Raw genomic sequence first — 20,151 nt, forward strand, 5'->3', positions numbered from 1 at the left:
CGCCGACCGTCGGGTATGGATGCGGACGCGGCGTCGGGGACGAGGGCGGACCGCCCCGGCGACGAACTCTGGGACGCGCTGGTGGCCGCCGGTGACCCGCTCGAACCGGCCGTCGAGGAGGCGGTCGAACTCGCCGCGGCGGGCGACCCGGTGGCCGTCGTCGGGGCCCCGTTCGGCGGCCGCGGCCGGGTGCTCGAGCGCGTCGCCGACCGGCTCGACGCGACCCACGAGCGGCTGGTGCCGGGTGCGGGCCTGCCGGCGCTCGACGGCCCGACGGTGCTGGCCGATGCCCACCACTCGTACCAGCGGACGGTCGGTGGGTTCGGGACGCTCGAGACGCTCCTCGAGCGGGGCGCCCGGGCCGAGGGCCCGACCGTGACGGGCTGGAACCAGCACGCCTGGTCGTACCTCCTGCACGCCGTGGACATCGACGAGGCGTTCGAGGGGGTCGCGGTCCCGGCGGTCGACCGGGAGGTGCTGGGTGCGCTCGTCCGGCACTGGTCGCCCAGCATTACCTTCCGTGCCCCACCGGAGGAGGCGCGGGGTCTCCTCGGAATCGACCGACGGGTCTACTCGATTCCGGGCCTCGGTGAACGGGAGATCCCCGTCCCGGTCGTCGACACGGATGCTCTCGACCACCGCGACGCCGAGGAGGACCCCGAGGCCGCGGTCATCCGGCGGCTGACGACGCTGTCCGACGGGAACCCGGGCGTCGCGCGGGCGCTCTGGGACGACTGTGTCGGGGATGCCGACCACGCCGCGGTCGACCCGACGGCGTTGCAGACGCCGGTCGAGCGCACGAGCGAGCGGGCCCGCGAGCGCGAGCGTGACCAGCGCGACCGCGGCACTGCGGGCGCGGGCACACCCTCGGGTGCCGACGACGCTGGCCTCGACCGTCCGACCGCGTTCTGCTGTCGGCTCGTTCTCGCGGCCGAACGGCTCCCGCGCGAGGTCGTCGCCGAGAGCGTCGGGGATGCCGACCGCCTGCTCGGACGCCTCGAACGCCGGGGCTACGTGACGACGACCGATACGGCGGTCGCATTGCGGCCCGCGGCCGTCCCGGACGCCGTCGCCCTGACCGACGGGAGGCGGATACCGTGACGGGGTTCGTACCGGTCGCGCAGACGAACCCGCTCGCCGGCCTCCGGGTCGACGCCGGGACCGTCACCCAGGCGGTGCTGGTGCTGGTGGTCGCGTACGTGCTGGCGCGGCTCGTCGCCGCGGGCCTGTCGTTCGTCGCCGAGCGTGCGGGCGACCGCCGTATCGCGGTGAAGGTGTTCATCCCACTGGCCCGGTTCGTCATCTACGCGGTGGCCACCGCCTCCATCCTGGGCGGCATCTTCCAGCTCGGTTCGACGGAACTCGTCGCCGCCGGCGGCCTGCTCGGGGCCGCGCTCGGCTTCGGCATCAAGGACCTGTTCGCCAGCGTCATCGGCGGGCTGGTGGTCGTCTTCGAGCGGCCCTACCGCGTCGGCGACAAGGTCGGTCTCGGCGAACACTACGGCGAGGTGACCGACGTGGGACTGCGCGCGACCCGGCTCGTGACCCCGGACGACACGGAGGTCGTGGTGCCGAACCTGGCAATCTTCGGCGATTCCGTGGCGAACGCCAACGCCGGCGCCGCGGAGATGCTGGCGGTCGCCGAGGTCCACGTCGCCCCGACCGCCGACCACGAACGCGCCGTCGACATCGTCCGCGAGGCCGCGCTCACCTCGCCGTACGTCCGGCTCTCCGGCGAGCATCCCGTGACCGTCATCGTCGAGGATGGGCCCCACTACACGACCATCAGGGGGAAGGCGTACGTCGCGGACCTGCGCGACGAGTTCCCGTTCACCTCGGATGTGACCCGGCGGGCGCTGGCGGAGTTCGACGCGGCCGGCATCGAGCGCCCCCGGTTCGCGCCCGACGAGGCGTAGGGGCCCACGTCGGCGGCGGCCGTCCCCGCACGGGATTTAAGATGTTCCCACGCGCCCCCACGGTATGGACTACGAGTTGGCCATCGAGGGCGCGCCGGACACGATTCCCGGCGGGACCGGCGTGTTGCTGGTCCACCCGAGCACGGGCGAAACCGACCGCATCGACACGGACTTCCTGAAGACGGACACCGACCACCTGCTGGTCGTCTCCACCCGGACCACCGCACGCGAGGTCCAGCAGAAACTGGAGTACTACGGCGTCGACGAGGAGAACGCCGTCATCCTCGATACGCTCTCGGTCGAGCGGGGCTACTCGCGGCGCTCGGCGAGCAACTTCCACTACGTCGGTGCGCCCGACGACCTGGACGGCATCGTGGAGGTCGTCCGCGAGTTTCTCGACACCCACGACGGCAAGCTCCGCATCAGCTTCGACTCCATCACGGAGCTGGCGTACTACGCCGACGAGGACCGCGCCCGCGGCGCCGTCGAGGACGTCCTCGCACTGCTCGCCGAGCACGACGCCGTCGGCCTGTTCCACCTCGCCGAGGAGGTCCACGACGAGGCCGTCGTCGAGGGGTACCGCGAGCTGTTCGACGGGGTCGTCACACTCACGGCCGACGGGACGGTCACCTGCGAGTTCTGAGGGCGCTCGCCGGCCGGCGGCCGGCACAGAAGAGGGCCGGTTCAGGCGCCGGCGCGCTCCAGCGCGTCCTCGATGTCGTCGCGCTGGGTGACGCCGACGAACCGCTCGACGATGCCGTCGTCGTTCTCGATGATGAGCGTCGGCAGCGAGCGGACCTGGTACTCGTTGGCGACGTCCTGTTCCTCGTCGACGTTGACCTTCTCGAGGTCGAACCGGTCGCCCCAGTCCTCCTTCAGCTCGTCGAGGATGGGGTCCTGTGTCTTGCAGGGGCCACACCAGTCCGCGTGGAAGTCGTACAGGTTGACAGTCATGCTACCGCTGATTGCCGAGCCTCGCGCATAAGGATTTCCCAGCCGGGGGGTGCCGCCGGTTCATGCCGCCACGCCTGGGCGTTCCCGACAGGCCGAAAGGCTTAGGCACGGCGCTCGCCCACAGGTGGGTATGAGCAGCGGACAGAACTCCGGCGGCCTGATGTCCAGTGCCGGGCTGGTCCGGTACTTCGACTCCGAGGACCGCAACGCACCGACCATCGACCCCAAGACGGTGGTCGCCTTCGGCGTCCTCTTCGGCGTTCTCATCCAGGTCCTGAACGCGGTCGCCTGACCGGACCGCATCGTCTCCGATTCTCTCCACTCCCGCCAGCCGTGCCGCCGTGCACGAACGGTCGGACCAGCGAGCGCGAACGGGTCGCACTACCACGTCCAACGGAGAGCCAGCGCCCACGAAGAGATGCGCCGCTCGACGGGTGGAGAACGGGGAGAGAGAACCGCTGCCGGATCGGTTCTCGGGCTAGTCGTCGGCTGCTGCGGGGGCCTCGGGTTCGCCCTCGGTCTCGGGCTGGACGATCTCGTAGAGGTTCTGCCGGGCGTCGGCGAAGTAGACGTCCTCCTCGACCGTGTCTATCTCCTCGAGTCGTTCGAGCGCGTAGCGGACCGTCCGGGCCGACAGCATCGACTCCTCGACGATGCCCTTCTGGGTCATGGGCCCGTTGTACTCGAGCACCTTGAAAACGAGCTTCGCGCTCGGCGGAAGGTCCGAGAGTTCCTCCGCGTCGGATTCTGCCATCTGTACCTCCTACTGACGCGTGCCATCCGTATAAAGATTGAGGCATCGAGGCGCGTGCCGCCCGGAAACGGGGAGAACGGCATGGGCCGACCCGGTGGCACGAGGGTTACCACACGGATGTCGGAGCCGGTCTGTGGCGCCATCGCGTGGTCGGGTCGGCGGACGGAGCGAACCGCTTTTGCCCGCGGGCAGACGAGACGAGGTATGGCAACCGACACGGTCGACCGTCGGACCGCGCACCTGCGCGGCGTGACGGTGACGACACTCGCGGCCCTCGCGGGCATCGCGGCCGCGCTGGTGTCGACCACCATCGCGACGGGCGCGACCGACCGGAGCGCGCTGTTCGTGCTCGTCGGCTTCACGTTCGCCCAGTTCGCCGTCCTGCAGGGCATCGACACCGTCGGCCTCCTCCAGCTCGATGTTGACGATTTCGGGGCCAAAGACGTTCTCTACGTCGTCTTCATGACGTTCGCGTTCTGGTTCGTCAGCTGGGGTGTCCTGCTCACCTCGGGGGCGTCGCTGTAATGGCCGAGGACAGTATCGCGGTCGTGGACCTGGACCGGTGCCAGCCCGACCGCTGCAACTACGAGTGTGCCAACTACTGCCCGCCCAACCGCACCGGAAAGGAGTGTATCGTCACGCGCGAGGAGCGCCACGGTGACGAGCCGTACGAGGGCGGGGCCGACCAGATATCCATCTCCGAGGAGATCTGCCTGGGCGAGTCGTGTGGCATCTGTGTGAACAAGTGTCCGTTCGACGCCATCGAGATCATCAACCTCCCCGGAGAACTGGAGGAGTCCCCGGCCCACCGCTACGGGGAGAACGCGTTCGGGCTGTACGGCCTCCCCGCCCCGCAGGAGGGCCGCGTGACCGGTGTGCTGGGGCCGAACGGTATCGGGAAGTCGACGGCCGTCCGCATCCTGGCGGGCGAGATAACCCCCAACCTCGGCGACCACGAGGACGAGCCCTCGTGGGAGTCCGTCCTCGACGAGTACCGCGGGACCGCCTTACAGGACTACCTCGAGGACCTCCGGGACGGGAAGCTCGACGTGGCACGCAAGCCCCAGTACGTCGACCGTATCCCCGACCAGTTCGACGGGAAGACCTCGGAACTGCTGGACGGCGTCGACGAGCGCGGCGTCGCCGACGAGATCACCGAGCGCCTGGGCATCGCGGGCGTCGTCGACCAGGACATCGATACGCTGTCCGGCGGCGAACTCCAGCGCGTCGCGCTCGCGGCCGCGCTGGTCCGCGACGCGGACTTCTACTTCATCGACGAGATAACGCCGTACCTCGACATCGGCCAGCGGGTGACGGCGGCTCGCCTGATTCGGGAACTCGCCGAGGCGGAGGACCGCTCGATGATGGTCATCGAACACGACCTCGCTATCCTCGACCTCGTGGCCGACACGGTCCACGTCACCTACGGTGAGCCCGGGGCGTTCGGTGTCGTCACGACGCCCAAATCGACGCGCAACGGCATCAACGAGTACCTCGATGGCTACCTCGAGGCTGAGAACATGCGCATCCGGCAGTCGCCCATCCGCTTCGAGGAGCACGCGCCCCGGCAGAGCGCCCGCGGCGATGTCCTCATCGAGTATCCCGAACTCACCAAGTCCTACGGCGAGGGCGAGTTCACGCTCGAGGTCGAAGCCGGCGAGATACGCAACAACGAGGTTCTCGGCATCGTCGGCCCGAACGGCATCGGGAAGTCGACGTTCGCGGAACTACTGACCGGCCGGCTGGAGCCGACGGCGGGCGAGGTGGACACGCGCCTCGACATCGCCTACAAGCCCCAGTACATCGAGATCGACCAGCCGATGCGGGTCGACTCGTTCCTCGCCTCCATCACGGACGACTTCGGGTCCTCGTACTGGAACACCGAAATCGCCCAGCCCCTGCAACTGGAGCGCATCATGGAGCAACAGCTCACGGACCTCTCGGGCGGGGAGCGCCAGCGCGTCGCCATCGCGGCCTGCCTCTCGAAGGACGCCGACCTCTACCTGCTGGACGAGCCCTCCGCCTTCCTCGACGTCGAACAGCGGGTGCAGGCCACCAGCGCCATCCGGCGCTACACCGAGAACCACGACGCGACGGCGATGGTCATCGACCACGACATCTACATGATCGACCTGCTGGCCGACCGCCTGCAGGTGTTCGACGGCGAGCCGGCCGAACACGGCCACGCCGGCGAACCGGTCGGGATGCGCGAGGGGATGAACCAGTTCCTCGCCAACCTCGACGTGACCTTCCGCCGCGACCAGAACACGGGCCGCCCGCGCATCAACAAGCCCGGCTCGCAACTCGACCGCAAGCAGAAGAAGCAGGGCGAGTACTACTACGCGCCGGAGGATGCCGAGGAGCTGGACGAGGAGTAGCCGACTCGTTCGACGCCGTTCGTTCAGCCGTCGAGTCGCATCCCACACTCTGGACAGAACGGCGGGCCGCTCGATGGTGTGACCTCGGAGCCACACGACGGACACTCGTTGTCGCTTGCTTCCTCAACCGGGTCGGCATCGCCGGCCGAGCCAGCGTCCGCGGACGGCTCCGCTCCGGTCGCCGTCACCGCGTACAGGTTCCCGTCCCGGCTCGCGATGTAGACGGTGCCGTCGGCGACCGTCGGGTCGGAGAACACCCTGTCACCGGTCTCGAATCGCCACCGTTCGGTGCCAGTGTCCGCGTCGAGCGCGTACAGGTTCCCGTCTCGGCACCCGAAGTAGACGGTCCCCTCGGCGAGTGCGGGGGTACATTTGACTGAGTCCGCCACCTCGTGCTGCCAGCGACAGGTCCCGTCTTTCCGGTTCACCGCGAACAGGGCTCCGCGGTTCGGATATCCGTTGGCCCGACCGACATAGACCACATCACCGCTCACCAGCGGCCGACTGATGATCCCGTCCCCCGTCTCGAACTCCCAGTCCCCGGCCCCCGTGGCGGCATCCACCGCGTACAGGTGCCCGTCTTCGCTCCCGACGTAGACGGTTCCTTCGACGACGGCGGGAGGTCCGACATCGTCGCCCGTCCGGAACCGCCATCGCTCCGCTCCGGTCTCGGCATCCACGGCGTAGAGCCGTCCGTCCCAGCTGCCGAAGTAGACTGTCCCGCCCGCTACCGCTGGTGACGGGAACACCTCCCCGTCCGTCCCGTACTGCCACCGCGTCTCCCCACTCTGCCGGTCGATTGCGTACAGGTTCCCGTCGCTGCTGCCGACGTAGACGAGTTCTCGATCCACCGCCGGGGAGAATCCCGGCCACTCCCCGATTTGGATGCGCCACCGTTCCGTCCCGTCGGACGCGTCCACCGCGTACAGGTGTCCGTCGTTGCTGGTGACGTAGACGGTGTCATCACGGACCGTCGGTGACGGACGCATCGGCCGGCCGGCCCCGAACCGCCAGCGCTCGGTCCCGGTCCGTCTGTCGACCGCGTACAGCCGGTCGCTCGAGAGATAGATGGTGTCCCCGGCCAGCACCGGGCTCGAGTCGGGTGACCCGCTCGTCCGGAACCGCCACTGCTCCGTCCCACCCGCCTCCGGGGCGTCCGTTCCTGGCCCGCTCATGGGTGGCACCCTCCCCGGAACGGGAAAAACGTGCTGCCGTCCACTCGGCCGGGGGACCTGCCGGCGCGGAGCACGACTCTCGAAACGCTTACGCCCGGCCACCCGCCACGAGCAAGTATGATCCAGGTCGCGGTCAACGGCTACGGGACCATCGGCAAGCGCGTCGCGGACGCCGTCACGCTCCAGCCCGACATGGAGCTGGTGGGCGTGGCGAAGACCAGCCCCAACCACGAGGCGGAACTCGCCGTCGAGAACGGCTACCCGCTGTACGCGGCGGTCGAGGACCGCATCGAGCTGTTCGACGAGGCCGGCATCGAACTCGCGGGCACGGTCGACGAACTCGTCGAGGCGTCCGACATCGTCGTGGACGCCTGCCCGTCGGGTATCGGCGCCGACAACAAGTCGATGTACGAGGAACTGGACACGCCCGCGCTCTACCAGGGCGGCGAGGACGCCGACCTCGTGGACACGTCGTTCAACGCCCGGGCGAACTACACCGACGCCGAGGGCGCCGACCACGTCCGCGTCGTCTCCTGCAACACGACCGGCCTCTCCCGGCTGCTCGCGCCGCTCGAGGAGGAGTACGGCGTCGAGAAGGCCCGCGTCACGCTCGTCCGGCGCGGCGGCGACCCCGGGCAGACCGGCCGCGGCCCCATCAACGACATCCTGCCCAACCCGGTCACGCTCCCGAGCCACCACGGCCCGGACGTGAACACCATCTTCCCCGACCTTTCTATCGACACGCTGGGGCTGAAGGTGCCGGCGACGCTGATGCACACGCACTCCGTGAACGTCCAGCTGGAGCCCGACGCTGCCGACATGCCCAGCGCCGACGAGGTGCGCGAGCTGCTGGCTGGCGAGGAGCGGACGTTCATGGTCCAGCCGAGCCACGACATCGACGGCGCGGGCAAGCTCAAGGAGTACGCGCTGGACCGCGGCCGGCCGCGGGGGGACCTCTGGGAGAACTGCATCTGGAGCGAGTCCATCAGCGTCGAGGACGACGACCTCTACCTGTTCCAGGCCATCCACCAGGAGTCCGACGTGGTGCCCGAGAACGTCGACGCCATCCGCGCGGTGCTGGGCGAGGCCGACGCCGCCAAGTCCCGCGAGCGGACGAACGAGACGATGGGCGTCGGGCTGTAACCGGGACGGCGCCATCCGGCTCCACGCCGCGCAGTCGCGCGGAGTAGCCGCCGGCTACTCGTCGCGCATACCGCTCCTGTCTCACGGCCTGTGCCGTGTCACGGTTTGTCAATGTGCGAAGCCTTTTGCCGCGTGATACCGTAGCGTCGGCCGTAATGCGCCGCGACGACCGCGACGACGACCCGTTCTCGGATGTCTCGGATTTCTTCCGCGAGATAGAGCGGATGATGGGTGGTGCCGACTCCGGCTTCGGCGACGACGTCCACTTCCGGGTCGACCGCGAGGACGACCTGGTGCGGGTGGTGGGTGACCTGCCGGGTGTCGAGAAGGAGGCCATCGACGTCCAGTGTGACGGGCACGACCTCATCGTCGGCGCCGACACCGACCGGCACGAGTACCGCGAGCGCATCGACCTCCCGGTCCGGGTCGACGAGCACTCCGCGGAGGCGACCTTCAACAACGGTGTCCTCGAGATCACGCTCGACCCCGTCGAGAGCGGCACCGGAATCGACCTCGACTGACGACCGACGCCGACTCCGTTCCGCGTTCTTCCTCTCGGAGACGCCATGCGCCAGCGGAGCGACGGCCCCGGACATCACTATCACGCTCCGTCGGCCGTCCGCCGAACCAGCGCCGCCAGCCGGTCGTAGAAGCCGGGTTCGTACTTCGTCGCGGTGTCGACCGTCGGCCGGGCGTTCGTCTCGTTGACCACGGCCCGGCCGTCCCCGTCGTCGGCGACCAGCAGGTCAACGCCGAGCCAGGGGATGTCGAGCGCCGTGGCAGCCCGCTCGGCGAGGTCGCGCAGGTCGGCGGGCAGGTCCACGCCGGTCGCCTCGGCGCCGCGGTGGACGTTGTGCTTCCAGCGGCCCGCCTCGCGAGCGGTGTCGGGGAGCCGCCGTTCGACGGCGCCGACGTACTCCCCCTCGACGCACATCACCCGGTAGTCGCGGGCGTCGGGTACGAGCGACTGGACGAGGAAGGAGCGGTCACCGGTCGCCGGGAACTCGTGGAGCAGGTCGAGGTAGTCGGTCACGCCGAGCAGGGAGTCGGCATCGCCGACCCGCGCGACGCCGATGCCGCGCGTCGCCGAGTTGGGCTTGACGACGGCGGGCGTCCCCACGCGGTCGAGCGCGTCGAGGAGCGCGGCCTCGCCGGACGGGTTCGAGACGACGACCGAATCGGGTGTCGGGACGTCTGCCCGTCCGAGTCGAGCCAGCGTCTCTCCCTTGTGCCGCGAGCGGAGCACCGCCTCGCGGTCGTTCACCCACGGCACGTCGAGCAGGGCGGCGGCGACGCCGCCCTCGGCGAGCCGCGGTGGCGCGACGAAGCCGACATCCACGTCGGGGTAGGCGTCATCCGGGGCGGTGAGGTCGACCGTTCGCTCGGCCGTCGGCAGGTGGACCGCCTCGATACCGCGCTCGGCGAGGGGTTCACGGACCCGGTCGAGGGTCTCCGCGTCGGTCGCAACCCCGAGTCTGAGCATGTCCGGCCGTGGGGCCGCCGCCCATATCAGTCGTTGGAACGGTCGGTCCGGTCCCCGGGAGCCCAGGCCTCACCGACTGGTACGGACAGGCGAACGTCCCCCGACGACTGTCAGGGCGGTGTCAGCGATCACTGGATGGCGGAACTCAGGCACTGATCTCAGCGAGCTTCGGCAGGACCTTGTCGGTGGCGATGGCATAGGCGAACCCGAGGCAGACGACGCCCGGGATGACGGCCCACAGGCCGACTGTCGTATCCCCTCCCTGGACGGTTACGAAGGCGAAGTGTTCGAGGTACGCTCCCGCGGCGGAGAGCGCCACAGTCGCCAAACCAGAAAGAACCAGTTCCAGGAGTTCAGGGAGGAGGTCAACTGTCTGGGGTCGCATCGTTACTGTCCGTATCAGTACGGGTGTTGATTAGCTTGCCGAAAGAGGAATAATAGTTCCTCTCGTTCCCACGGGTACCGATGCAGAGAGGTAACAGCACAACCGATTACGCCAAGTTCGCGAAACAGGGGTTCCTGCTCGGTGTCGGGGCATTCCTCGTCGGGGAACTCACCGAACCGATCCAACATAGCTTCGGGATGGTGGTTCCTGGCTGGGAACACAGTCTGCTGTTCCTTCTGACGGTACTGGGGGTACTCACAGCCCTGCTCGCTCCGTTCGTGTTCGGGGTCGCCCTCCCGCTCACCCAGTAGGTGGTTCGCGACAGACGCGACGGTGGGCTCTTTCGTCGCCGATGTTCCGGTTGCCGTCGAAGGGGTTCTAGTCGTCCGCCTTGACCTCCGAGGCGTCTGCGGTCCCCCTGAACTGGCTCCGGCTGAGCGAGGCGACCCGCTTCGCGTCGTCGAACCGGCTCGCGAACAGGCCCACCCCCAGCACGATGTAGAGCGCGGTGAAGGCGAGCAGGAGGGTGACGCTGGCGCTCTCGGCGGCCGCCTCGCTCATCGTCTGGATGAGGACGAACTCGCCGACGACCTGCGAGAGGAACAGCACGAGTAACACCACCGCTTCCTTCATCGAGATGCGGAAGTTGATGAGGATGGCCAGTGCGAAGAAGCTCTGGGCGGCGGTGAGCCATATCTCGGCGGCCTGCTTCTCGCCGAACGGGAGCGCGCCGTACTGGCCGAGTGCGATGGAGTAGACGACGACCAGCGTCCCGATGAGCAGCGTCCACTGGTTCAGCTTCGAGGAGATGAGCGCGTTGAACGAGGCCGTCGTCCGGGCCTTGTTGACGAGGTAGGCCGTGACGATGAGTTCGGGCGACTCGCTGGCCAGCGGCGCGAACCACTGGACCATGAAGAACTCGGGGATGCCGTAGTTCACGCCGATGGCCTCCAGCCCGTGTGCGAACGGCTCGACGGCGGTGAAGATGAGAAAGCCCGAGTAGACGAACAGCCCCAGGACGATGGGGATGCGGAGCTGTCGACCGAACCCCTGGAGGTAGGCGGGGACGCCGACGTGGGCCTCGCTCTCCTCGATGTCGCCACGGATGATGACGAAGATGTACGTGACGTACAGCCCCACGAGGACCAGCATATCGACGATGTCGATGCCACGCCCGCCGCCGAGCATCCCGAACGGTACCAGGAACGCCCAGACGGTGGCGGCGGTGAGAAAGAGTATCTCGGTGGCGATACTCTCGTCGAGTTTGACGGCGCTCGAGAGGAACCCGTCGCCCCGGTCGACCGCGGTGTCGCCCGAGGAGCGGGCCTTGTAGATGGAGAACAGGGCGATACCGGACCAGCCCAGGCCGATGAGGATGCGGTTAGCGCCGGTCATGTTGGCGACCGCGAGGTCGCCCCCGCCGGAGCCGGGGTTGGCGCCGGCCTGGTACGCGTAGAGGGCGTCGACGGCGTATTCGGGCGCCACCGCGAGGACTGCGAGGACCGCGAGCGCGAATGCCCGGGGAACGTCCTTCTCGGCGGTCTCGGCGCCCCACGCCAGCAGGAAGGAGGCGCCGAGGACGGCCGACCCCGCGACGAGGACCTGCAGCACCGTGGAGAGCGTGTCGACGGAGCCGGTCGCCCAGACGCCGACCCACGGCAGCGTGAAGAGAGCCGCAACCGCCAGCGAACCGATAGAGTACCGGGCGTTTGCCATCGTTCGAGGTACGCTGCCGGGGGCTTGTATCGCTTCTGCTTCCGGGACCGGGTCGGGTCACGCTCCCACGGATGGGAACCGTCGCGCCCGTTCGTACGGCGCATGTCGGATTCTCTCCACGCTCAGATGTCGTCCGGCTGGTCGGCGGCCTCGACGGTCCGGACGGCTGCGACGTTCTCGGCCACGTCGTGGACCCGGACCACGTCCGCGCCGCGGTCGGCCGCGAGTGCCGTGGCCGCCACCGTGGGTGCCAGCCGCTCGTCCACGTCCGCACCCAGCAGCCCGAACATCGACTTGTGCGAGTGGCCCACCAGCACGGGACAGCCCAGCGCCCGGAACTCGCCGATACGGCCCAGGAGTTCGAAGTTCTCGTGACGCGACTTGCCAAAGCCCAGGCCGGGGTCGACGAGTATCTGCGAGCGGTCGAGCCCGGCCTTCTCCGCGAGCAGGACGCGCTCGACCAGCCCCGCCAGCGTGTCCTCGACCACATCGTCGTACTCGACCTCGGCGTCGGGGTCGACCGGCGCGTTCACGGAGTGCATCACCACGACGGGCACGTCGCGCTCGGCCGCGAGCAGGCGCATCGCGGGGTCGGCCAGCCCGGAGACGTCGTTCAGCAGGTCCGCGCCCGCGTCCAGCGCGGCCTCGGCCACCTCGGCCTTCCGCGTGTCGATGCTCACCATCGCGTCGCAGTCGGCGATGCGCTCGATGACGGGCACGACGCGCTGTCGCTCCTCCTCGGCTGGCACGGGGTCGGCACCGGGCCGCGTGGACTCCCCGCCCACGTCGACGATGTCGGCGCCTGCCTCGACCATCGCCTCCGCGCGGGCGACGGCGTCCTCGACGGCGTCGTACTCGCCGCCGTCGTGGAACGAATCGGGCGTGGCGTTCAGGATGCCCATCACGGCGGTCCCGTCGGCCCACGGGTACCCCCGCTCGCGGGCGGCGGCATCGGGGTCCGTCCGGATGCCGAGTCGTCGCCGGAGCTGTTCGCCGAGCTGCGAGAGGCCGTACGGCTGGCCGTCGAGTTTCTCCAGCAGCGAGTTGAACTGCGCGAGCGTCCCCGAGAGGACGACATCGACGGGCTCCTGGTCCTGTCGGGAGAGTCCCGACGTGGCACACTCCCCGCCGAGCGAGAGCATCTCCTGCTTGAGGTACTCGGCCTGTCGCACCTGGACGCGGGTCTGCAGCGTCCGGTGGACCGTCTTCCCGCGCATCCGCCAGACGCCCGGGTCGGTGACGTTGGCGTCGCGGAGCGCCGCCTCGGCGGTCGGGAGGTCGTCGACCCGCTTGGGGACGTGGAGCCGCGTCCAGCGCGTCCGGGCCTCGGCGACCGTGTACAGCGAGCCCGTGACGAGGACGGCGTCGTCCTCGTCGGCAGCGTCGAGCGCCGCGTCGAGCGCGCCGGGGACGTTGCCCGTCCGCTCGACGGTGTCGTACCCGTCGGCCGCCTCGAAGGCGGCCGCGAGCGCCCCGGACGACTCCGCACGACTCACGTCCGGGCGGCAGGTGTACACCGCGCCCCGCGGGAGCGCGGCGGCCATCCCGGCGTGGTCCTTGTCGGCCATCGCGCCGACGACGAGGTGGCAGTCCGCGAACTCGGCGTCGAACTCGGCGAGCGTCTCGGCCACCGACTCGCAGCCGCCGGGGTTGTGGGCCCCGTCGAGCACGACCAGCGGGTCCTGCGAGAGCACCTCGAATCGACCGGGCCAGTGGGCGTTGCGAAGGCCCGTCCGCAGCGCGGTGTCGGGGTCGGCCGTCGCCCGGTCGTCGAGCGCGTGGAGGGTCTGCCGGACGAGCGCGGCGGCCACGCCCGCGTTCCGGGCCTGATGGGCGCCGGGGAGCGCGAGCCGCGCGTCCAGTGACCAGTCCGGGCCAGCCAGGGTGGCGGCGCCCTCGATGCCCTCGCGCCCGTGGTAGTCGACGGTCACGTCCGGCGCCTCGTCGCGGTCGTCAGCGGCGTCGGCGGCGTCCTCCGTTCCGACCGTCAGCACGCCCCCGCGCTCGTCGGCCACCTCGTGGACGGCTGCGAGCGCCTCGCCCGTCGCCCCCGTGACGAGCGGTCGGTCGGCCGGCGTGACGTGGGCCTTGTCCCGGGCGATCTCGGGCACCGTGTCGCCCAGCACGTCGGCGTGTTCGAGCGTGACGCTCGTCACGGCGCTCGCCACCGGGTCGACGACGCTCGTGGCGTCGTGCTTGCCTCCGATGCCCACCTCGAGGACGGCCACGTCGACGTCGGCGCGGTCGAACGCCCACAGCGCCATCGCGGTGACCGCCTCGAAGAACGTCGGTGACTCGCCCGCGCCCGCTCGCTCGACGATGTGGTCCTCGGCGGCGTCGACGAACTCGCAGACGGCACCCTTCGTGACCTGGCGGTCGTTCACGAGGATCCGCTCGCGGAGGTCGTCCAGGTGCGGGGAGGTGTACAGCCCCACGTCGAGGCCGGCCTCGCGGAGCGAGCACTCGACCATCCGTGCGGTCGAGCCCTTCCCGTTCGAGCCGGCCACCTGCACGGGGACGAGCCCCTCGTGCGGGTCGCCCAGGTGTTCGAGGAGGCGCTCCGTGGACGCCACGCCGGTCCGGGGCGAGTACCGGCGGAGGTCGAACAGGAAGTTCGCCGCCTCGTGGTAGTCCATATCCGAGCCTTCCGTGCGGAACGCTTCAGGGTGTCGGAGTCGGTGGGTGTCACGCACCCGTCTGCGGCTCTACACCGGGAGGCGACGCTGTGCCCGGTCGACCAGCGACCGCAGTCGCTCGCTGTCGATGTCGTCCAGCGACACCTCGCGTGCGACCGTCACCAGTGCCGCCACGACCACGACGACCTCGACGAGCGCGAGCACCACGAGCGCGACGAGGTACGGGAGTGCCGTCTGGAGCAGCGCCAGCAGCGTCGTTCCGCCGGCAAGCGCCACCAGCAGCTGCCACAGCCCGACCAGGCCGACGCCGACGCCCAGCAGCAGGACGACGACCGCCGCGCCGAGATAGCCCCACGGAATCGCGTCGGTGACGGTGCTCATGCGTGGGGGTAGTCGTGGTGACCGTATCAATATGACGGCCGTATTTGGGATAAGGCGGGATAGGTCTGGAAATAGGAACTAATGGTGCTGTTCTTATCACTGTTCTATGAGCATAGGTTGAAAATGGCGATTAGAATAAATATGGGTTGCCGCTGGCGGTTCGGGGGGCGGTCGGTGGACTGCATCCGCGCGCCGAAGGCGCGCGGTTCACTCGTCCGGGGCGAGTGGTGAGTCGGCCGAAGGCCGGCGAACCCGATGCCGAGGACGAGCCTTTTCTGAACGTCTTTTCGGCAAGCGGTGACCGAAGCCGGCCGCAGGCCGGCGAGGTCACCCGCAGCGGAAAAACGCTCTACATCATGCCGCCCATGCCGCCACCCATGCCGCCCATGCCGCCCATGCCGCCCATGCCGCCACCGGGGCCGCCCTCCTCTTCCTCGCCCTCGGTGGAGAGGTCGCCGGCGGCGATGATATCGTCGATTTTCAGGACGAGCGTGGCGGCCTCCGTTGCGCTGGAGAGCGCCTGCTCCTTCGCGTGGGCCGGTTCGACGACGCCGGCGTCGTAGGTGTCGACCACGTCACCGCTGAAGACGTTGAGCCCGGCGTGGGCGTCGCCGTCGGCGTGCGCGGCACGCAGGTCGACGAGCGTGTCGATGGAGTCCAGCCCCGCGTTCTCGGCGAGCACGCGCGGGACGAGCTCGAGCGCGTCGGCGAACGCTTCGACGGCCATCTGCTCGCGGCCCTCGACGGAGTCGGCGAAGTCGCGCAGGCGGCTGGCGACCTCGACCTCGGCGGCACCGCCGCCGGCGAGGACACGGCCGTCAGCGACGGTGGTCGCGACGACGTCGAGCGCGTCACCGATGCCACGCTCGGTCTCGTCGACGACGTGGTCGGTGGAGCCGCGGATGATGAGGGTGACGCCGTGGGCGTCCTCGTCGCCCTCGACGAGGAACATGTCGTCGGCGTCGTCGCGGGAGACATCGGCGTGGCCGAGGTCTGCGGCGTCGAAGTCGTCGAGGTCGGAGACGACGTTGGCGCCCGTGACCTCCTTGAGGAACTTCAGGTCGGACTTCTTCACGCGGCGGGCCGCGAGGATGCCCTCCTTCGCGAGGTAGTGCTGGGCGAGGTCGTCGATACCCTTCTGACAGAAGACGACGTCCGCGCCGGAGTCGGCGATCTGGTCGACCTTCTCCTTGAGGCGCTCCTCCTCCTGGTCGAGGAAGTCCTGGAGCTGGTCCGGGCTGGAGAGGTTGACCTGCGCGTCACCGTCGGGCTCTTCGACCTCGATGGGCTCGTTGACGAGGAGGACGTCGGCGTCGGCGACCTCGCTCGGCATGTCCGGGTGCGCCGGGTCCTTGTCGATGGCGGCGCCGTTGAGGAGTTCGGATTCGCCGACCGAGCGGCCGGTCTGGGTCTCGATGTTGACGAACTCGAGGTCGACGACCGTGCCGCCGTCGTCCGTCTCGACGGAGACGGCGCTCACGGCGTCGACGATGAGCTGGGCGAGCAGGTCCTTGTTCTGTTCGGCACCCTTGCCCGTCATCGACGTCTCGGCGAGCTTCTTCAGGAGGTCGATGTCGTCGGGCTCGACCTCGGTGGCGATGTCGTCGACCAGACTCCGGGCCTCCTCGCTGGCGAGGTGGAAGCCACGGATGATGGCCGACGGGTGGATGTCCTGCTCGAGCAGGTCCTCGGCGTTCTTGAGGAGTTCGCCCGCGGTCGCGACGGCGGTCGTGGTGCCGTCGCCGGCCTCGTCCTCCTGTGTCTCCGCGACCTCGACGATCATCGATGCCGTGGGGTTGTCGATGTCCATCTCCTGCAGGATGGTGACGCCGTCGTTCGTGATGGTGACGTCACCCATCGAGGAGACGAGCATCTTGTCCATCCCCTTCGGGCCGAGGGTGGTCCGTACGGATTCGGCGACCGCGCGAGCCGCCTCGATGTTGTGGCTCTGGGCGTCCTTGTCCTTCATCCGCTGGGAGTCCTCCCCCAGGATGATCATCGGCTGGCCCTGCATTCGCTGTTGGCTCATAGTCAGCGAAAGATTGCGAGCAGTTCTATATAAAAGTGGCGTTCGCGGGCCCGAATGCGTCGCTGGCCCTGCCGACATTCTCGACCGCAAACCAGCCGATGACAGCCGAGCGGCGCCGAACGCCGTGTGAATGGCTCCCAACGATACGCGCCGAGAGACGGAACTTGTTGCCGGGGTTTATATGTGTCGTCGCGGGCCGTGCTGGTCGGCTACTCGACCGGCTCTTTCCAGTGGACCGTCGCGGTCCCGATGACGAACGCGTCGTCGGTGGCCGCGTCGCGCCGGATCCGGAGCGTGTTCTCCCCGCCGACGAGGTCGGTGCCGGTGATGGAGTCCATCCAGCACTGCCAGCCCGGCGCCGGGGGGATATCGAACCCGGAGAGCGGCTCGCCGTTCACGACGATCTCGTGGCCGAACTCGCTCACGTCGTAGGCCTGGAGCTGGACGAACCCCTCCGTCGGGTCGTCCGCGGGGATCTCGAACGCGTGTGCCTCGGTCCGGTCGCCGACGAACTCGGCCCACGGCGTATCGAGGTCGTCCGCGTCCTCGCCGAGCAGCTCCATGAAGTTCACCAGCGCGTAGTTCGCCCGACGTGTCATACCTCACCCGTCGGGGGGTGACTGTATAGGTGCGACGCTACCCGGACGTACGAGCTATCGCAGATACCTGCTCAGAAAAGAATAGTATCCTGCATATCTGTCTAGAGGGGGTAGTAATCAGAGAAGCGCCGGGACAGGGATTTGAACCCTGGATCCCAGAGGGAACACGCTTTCCAGGCGTGCGCCTTACCACTCGGCCATCCCGGCTCGAACGAGGCTAACCCGTTGTGCCGCTTAAGGTTGTTCCTTCTTCCCGGTCGACTCCGTTCCGTCGGTTTCCGGGACCTCGAACGCGGGTCCGACCCGTCGTTCCAGCCAGTAGGCCGTACCGCCGGCGCCGACGCCGACGAGCGCTGCGACGCCCAGCGCGACCTGGAGCGTCACCGTCGCGCTCGTCAGCAGCTGGAGCGCCTGTACGCCCGCGAGGAAGGCGAGCGCGCCGACGGCACCCCACAGGAGCGCCGACTTCCGCCGGGGCCTCATTCGACGACCGCGACGGCCTCGATCTCGACGGCGACACCCTTCGGGAGTGCGCCGGCCTGCACGGCCGACCGCGCCGGCGGCTCCTCGCGGAAGTAGGTGGCGTACGTCTCGTTCATCGCCTCGAAGTCGTCGATGTCCGCGAGGAAGACCGTCGTCTTCAACACGTCCGAGACGCCGGCGTCGGCCTCCTCGAGCACGGCGACGAGGTTGTCCAGTGCCTGCTCGGTCTGCTCGCTGACCGGTGCGTCGTCGAGCAGCTCCCCACCGGGCGTGAGGGGAATCTGCCCGGCTGTGAACACGAGGTCGCCGTTCGTCGTCGCCTGGCTGTACGCGCCAACCGCCTCGGGCGCCTCGTCGGTGTGGACGATGTCCTTCGGCATGGTCGGCGGTCGGGCGCCCGGGGCGATAAAGCCCGGGTGCCGCTTGCCTGTCGGTAGGCTGGTCGTTCGTGGTTACTGACCTGGGGAGTGGATAACAGCGCCGACGACCTCCTGTTGAAAGCCCCCACGGGCTGAGGGCACGGGAAGACGTTCCTGCTCGCCCTTCGGGCTGCGCGGTCGTCGGCGCTACGCGCCGACTGCCTGCGGGACGGAGTCCCGCTCTGGCTGCGACTTCCCTGGTTCGCGCCGTGGGCGCTCACCCCCGCGGCTCGCTGCGGTCCTCGGGCTCCAGAGGAGCCCTGCGGTCCTTACTTCGCCGGGGGACCGCTCAGCCCGCGGCCCCTTTCAGTCCCGCCCGGTGTGGTTTTCCGAGGTCGCGTCCACACCATGTTAGCTCGGTGTGTGCGCCCCGTGGAACGAACAACCTCGGGTGGGAATGGAAGGGGCTGGCCGCCTCGACCCGGCCCGGCCGACGCAAGCACCGCAACGAGCGACCGAAGGGAGCGACGTGAGGAGCGCAGCGAGGCCCGGCCGGTCGAGCGGTCAGGGGCTTCCGAGGTGGTTTCTTCCAGGGAGATATCGACTACACTTCCCTCCAACTACGTCCCCTCTCCCCACCGAACCGGGGGCGCCATCCTCGCCGGAGCGTTACTTCACGTCGATGCGGACGCCCTGCCCTCCACGAGCGCGGGCCTCACCCGAGACCGTCGCCTCGCGTTCCTGCCGGCCGACGAGTCGCTCGATGCGCTCCTCCATCTTCGGGTGGGTCGCCAGCAGGCGCGTGAGCGTCCCCTCCTCGTCACCGTGGATTACGAGGTCCGAGAGAAGGCCGCTGGGCGGGCGCGCCGCGCGGTCGATGCGGGCGAGCGCGCTGGCGAGCGCCATTGGCCGGCCGGTCACCTCGACGGCACGGTCGTCGGCCGCAAGCTCCCGCCGCCGGGAGTAGGCCCGGAGCGCGAGCGTGAAGACGAACAGGACGACGACCGCACCCGCGGTCGCGTACGCGTGTGCCGCCGTGGCGGCCTCGGTGATCTCGCGGGGGGAGTCACCGCGGAGATAGGCGACCGCGCGGGCGACGCCGACCGTGAGGATGATGACCGGGAGCAGCGCCAGCGTCACGAGCCCGGTCACGGTACGGACGACGCTGCTTCCGAGCGTCTTCACCAGCCCGTCCCGGTTCTCGAGGTGTGCCAGTTCGTGTGCGAGGATGGTCTCCAGCTGGGGGCCATCGAGCAGCCGGAACAGGGACGGGTCGATGACGAGGAGGCCGTCGCGGGGTCCGCCGAGCGCCAGCGCGTTCGGCGTCCCCAGCTGCCCGACGGCCAGCGTGGGTGGGGCGATACCCATCTCCTCGGCCATCGCGCCGACGCGGTCGTAGAGCTCCGGGGCACGGGGCCGCGGAATCTCCGTGGGTTCGAGCTCACGCCGGAGCGACACCAGGCCGCCCCGGTAGCTGGCGTAGCCGAACGCGAGTGCGAGGCCGAGCACGACCGCGACCGTCGTCACGGGGTCCGGACGTCGCGCCCAGAGGTAGAGCAGCCCCCGGTAGACGACGAACGCCGCGGCGGCGTACAGCACCAGCACGACGACGCCGACGACGGCCATCAGGAGCCGGAGGCCGGCCCCCGGGTCGAACGAGGTCGACGAGCGCCGCATCGCCAGGGTATCCTCCGACGGGGGACGGGGACCGCGACGAGACACACCCGCGGGTAGGCACGGGAACGACAAGACGGTTGCCG

At 69.3% G+C, this 20,151-nt stretch carries 22 protein-coding genes and 1 tRNA gene; 9 read left to right on the forward strand and 14 right to left on the reverse strand.

The window, feature by feature from the left end; all coding sequences use genetic code 11:
• Window positions 1–15 precede the first annotated feature (15 nt).
• From NL115_RS12325 to NL115_RS12335, 3 genes are all read left to right on the forward strand, one after another.
• Complete coding sequence (locus NL115_RS12325; RefSeq protein WP_254829659.1) at window positions 16–1,101, forward strand: hypothetical protein; 1,086 nt, start codon at window positions 16–18, stop codon at window positions 1,099–1,101.
• Window positions 1,098–1,916, forward strand: coding sequence for a mechanosensitive ion channel family protein (locus tag NL115_RS12330; protein WP_254829660.1), 819 nt, complete (start codon window positions 1,098–1,100; stop codon window positions 1,914–1,916). Before NL115_RS12325 ends, NL115_RS12330 begins: the two co-directional genes overlap by 4 nt.
• Window positions 1,917–1,980: 64 nt before the next feature.
• Complete coding sequence (locus tag NL115_RS12335) at window positions 1,981–2,559, forward strand: DUF7090 family protein (protein ID WP_254829661.1); 579 nt, start codon at window positions 1,981–1,983, stop codon at window positions 2,557–2,559.
• Window positions 2,560–2,600: 41 nt separating this feature from the next.
• Here NL115_RS12335 and NL115_RS12340 read toward each other — a convergent pair whose 3' ends face one another.
• Window positions 2,601–2,870, reverse strand: coding sequence for a thioredoxin family protein (locus NL115_RS12340; protein WP_254821248.1), 270 nt, complete (start codon window positions 2,868–2,870; stop codon window positions 2,601–2,603).
• A gap of 130 nt (window positions 2,871–3,000) precedes the next feature.
• Between NL115_RS12340 and NL115_RS12345 the strand changes: the two genes are divergently transcribed.
• Window positions 3,001–3,162, forward strand: coding sequence for a preprotein translocase subunit Sec61beta (locus NL115_RS12345; RefSeq protein ID WP_254821249.1), 162 nt, complete (start codon window positions 3,001–3,003; stop codon window positions 3,160–3,162).
• Window positions 3,163–3,348: 186 nt separating this feature from the next.
• Here the strand turns inward: NL115_RS12345 and NL115_RS12350 are convergent, their stop codons facing one another.
• Entirely contained in the window at window positions 3,349–3,624 is a 276-nt protein-coding gene (locus NL115_RS12350) for a MarR family transcriptional regulator (RefSeq protein WP_254829662.1), read from the reverse strand.
• A gap of 204 nt (window positions 3,625–3,828) precedes the next feature.
• Between NL115_RS12350 and NL115_RS12355 the strand changes: the two genes are divergently transcribed.
• Window positions 3,829–4,149, forward strand: coding sequence for an EMC6-like membrane protein (locus tag NL115_RS12355; RefSeq protein WP_254829663.1), 321 nt, complete (start codon window positions 3,829–3,831; stop codon window positions 4,147–4,149).
• Window positions 4,149–6,002, forward strand: a complete 1,854-nt coding sequence (locus NL115_RS12360; RefSeq protein ID WP_254829664.1) for a ribosome biogenesis/translation initiation ATPase RLI — start codon at window positions 4,149–4,151, stop codon at window positions 6,000–6,002. The genes NL115_RS12355 and NL115_RS12360 overlap by 1 nt, the downstream gene beginning before the upstream one ends.
• Before the next feature lie 23 nt (window positions 6,003–6,025).
• Here NL115_RS12360 and NL115_RS12365 read toward each other — a convergent pair whose 3' ends face one another.
• A complete protein-coding gene (locus tag NL115_RS12365) occupies window positions 6,026–7,177 on the reverse strand; it encodes an outer membrane protein assembly factor BamB family protein (protein WP_254829665.1) in 1,152 nt (383 codons plus the stop codon).
• A 117-nt stretch (window positions 7,178–7,294) separates the two neighbouring features.
• Between NL115_RS12365 and NL115_RS12370 the strand changes: the two genes are divergently transcribed.
• Window positions 7,295–8,320, forward strand: a complete 1,026-nt coding sequence (locus NL115_RS12370) for a type II glyceraldehyde-3-phosphate dehydrogenase (RefSeq protein ID WP_254829666.1) — start codon at window positions 7,295–7,297, stop codon at window positions 8,318–8,320.
• Between the two features lie 155 nt (window positions 8,321–8,475).
• Complete coding sequence (locus NL115_RS12375; protein WP_254829667.1) at window positions 8,476–8,841, forward strand: Hsp20/alpha crystallin family protein; 366 nt, start codon at window positions 8,476–8,478, stop codon at window positions 8,839–8,841.
• Window positions 8,842–8,921: 80 nt separating this feature from the next.
• Here NL115_RS12375 and NL115_RS12380 read toward each other — a convergent pair whose 3' ends face one another.
• The gene (locus NL115_RS12380; protein WP_254829668.1) at window positions 8,922–9,803 is read right to left on the reverse strand and encodes an ATP-grasp domain-containing protein; all 882 of its coding nucleotides are present in this window, start codon (window positions 9,801–9,803) and stop codon (window positions 8,922–8,924) included.
• A gap of 145 nt (window positions 9,804–9,948) precedes the next feature.
• Window positions 9,949–10,188, reverse strand: coding sequence for a DUF8151 family protein (locus tag NL115_RS12385; RefSeq protein WP_254829669.1), 240 nt, complete (start codon window positions 10,186–10,188; stop codon window positions 9,949–9,951).
• Between the two features lie 80 nt (window positions 10,189–10,268).
• Between NL115_RS12385 and NL115_RS12390 the strand changes: the two genes are divergently transcribed.
• The gene (locus tag NL115_RS12390; protein ID WP_254821258.1) at window positions 10,269–10,499 is read left to right on the forward strand and encodes a DUF7860 family protein; all 231 of its coding nucleotides are present in this window, start codon (window positions 10,269–10,271) and stop codon (window positions 10,497–10,499) included.
• A gap of 67 nt (window positions 10,500–10,566) precedes the next feature.
• On the opposite strand, the gene NL115_RS12395 is transcribed toward NL115_RS12390, so the two are convergent.
• The 9 genes from NL115_RS12395 to NL115_RS12435 form a co-directional block, all read right to left on the reverse strand.
• Complete coding sequence (locus NL115_RS12395; protein WP_254829670.1) at window positions 10,567–11,904, reverse strand: sodium/calcium exchanger protein; 1,338 nt, start codon at window positions 11,902–11,904, stop codon at window positions 10,567–10,569.
• Window positions 11,905–12,026: 122 nt separating this feature from the next.
• Window positions 12,027–14,540 carry a dihydropteroate synthase gene (gene folP / locus NL115_RS12400; RefSeq protein ID WP_254829671.1) on the reverse strand — a complete coding sequence of 838 codons (2,514 nt, stop codon included), beginning with the start codon at window positions 14,538–14,540 and terminating at the stop codon, window positions 12,027–12,029.
• Window positions 14,541–14,609: 69 nt separating this feature from the next.
• Window positions 14,610–14,921, reverse strand: a complete 312-nt coding sequence (locus NL115_RS12405) for a hypothetical protein (RefSeq protein WP_254829672.1) — start codon at window positions 14,919–14,921, stop codon at window positions 14,610–14,612.
• Window positions 14,922–15,270: 349 nt separating this feature from the next.
• On the reverse strand, window positions 15,271–16,950 hold the full coding sequence (gene thsB / locus NL115_RS12410) for a thermosome subunit beta (RefSeq protein ID WP_350355247.1): 1,680 nt from the start codon (window positions 16,948–16,950) through the stop codon (window positions 15,271–15,273).
• 209 nt (window positions 16,951–17,159) lie between these two features.
• On the reverse strand, window positions 17,160–17,549 hold the full coding sequence (locus tag NL115_RS12415) for a DUF7383 domain-containing protein (protein WP_254829673.1): 390 nt from the start codon (window positions 17,547–17,549) through the stop codon (window positions 17,160–17,162).
• A 126-nt stretch (window positions 17,550–17,675) separates the two neighbouring features.
• Window positions 17,676–17,756: transfer RNA gene (locus tag NL115_RS12420), tRNA-Ser, on the reverse strand.
• 27 nt (window positions 17,757–17,783) lie between these two features.
• Window positions 17,784–18,032: a DUF7981 family protein gene (locus NL115_RS12425; protein WP_254829674.1), complete on the reverse strand. Its 249-nt coding sequence runs from the start codon at window positions 18,030–18,032 to the stop codon at window positions 17,784–17,786.
• Window positions 18,029–18,412, reverse strand: coding sequence for a Rid family detoxifying hydrolase (locus NL115_RS12430; RefSeq protein WP_254829675.1), 384 nt, complete (start codon window positions 18,410–18,412; stop codon window positions 18,029–18,031). Before NL115_RS12430 ends, NL115_RS12425 begins: the two co-directional genes overlap by 4 nt.
• A gap of 648 nt (window positions 18,413–19,060) precedes the next feature.
• A complete protein-coding gene (locus NL115_RS12435; protein WP_254829676.1) occupies window positions 19,061–20,068 on the reverse strand; it encodes a M48 family metallopeptidase in 1,008 nt (335 codons plus the stop codon).
• Window positions 20,069–20,151 lie beyond the last annotated feature (83 nt).

It is taken from the genome of Haloglomus salinum (genome assembly GCF_024298825.1).
GTDB lineage: Archaea > Halobacteriota > Halobacteria > Halobacteriales > Haloarculaceae > Haloglomus > Haloglomus salinum.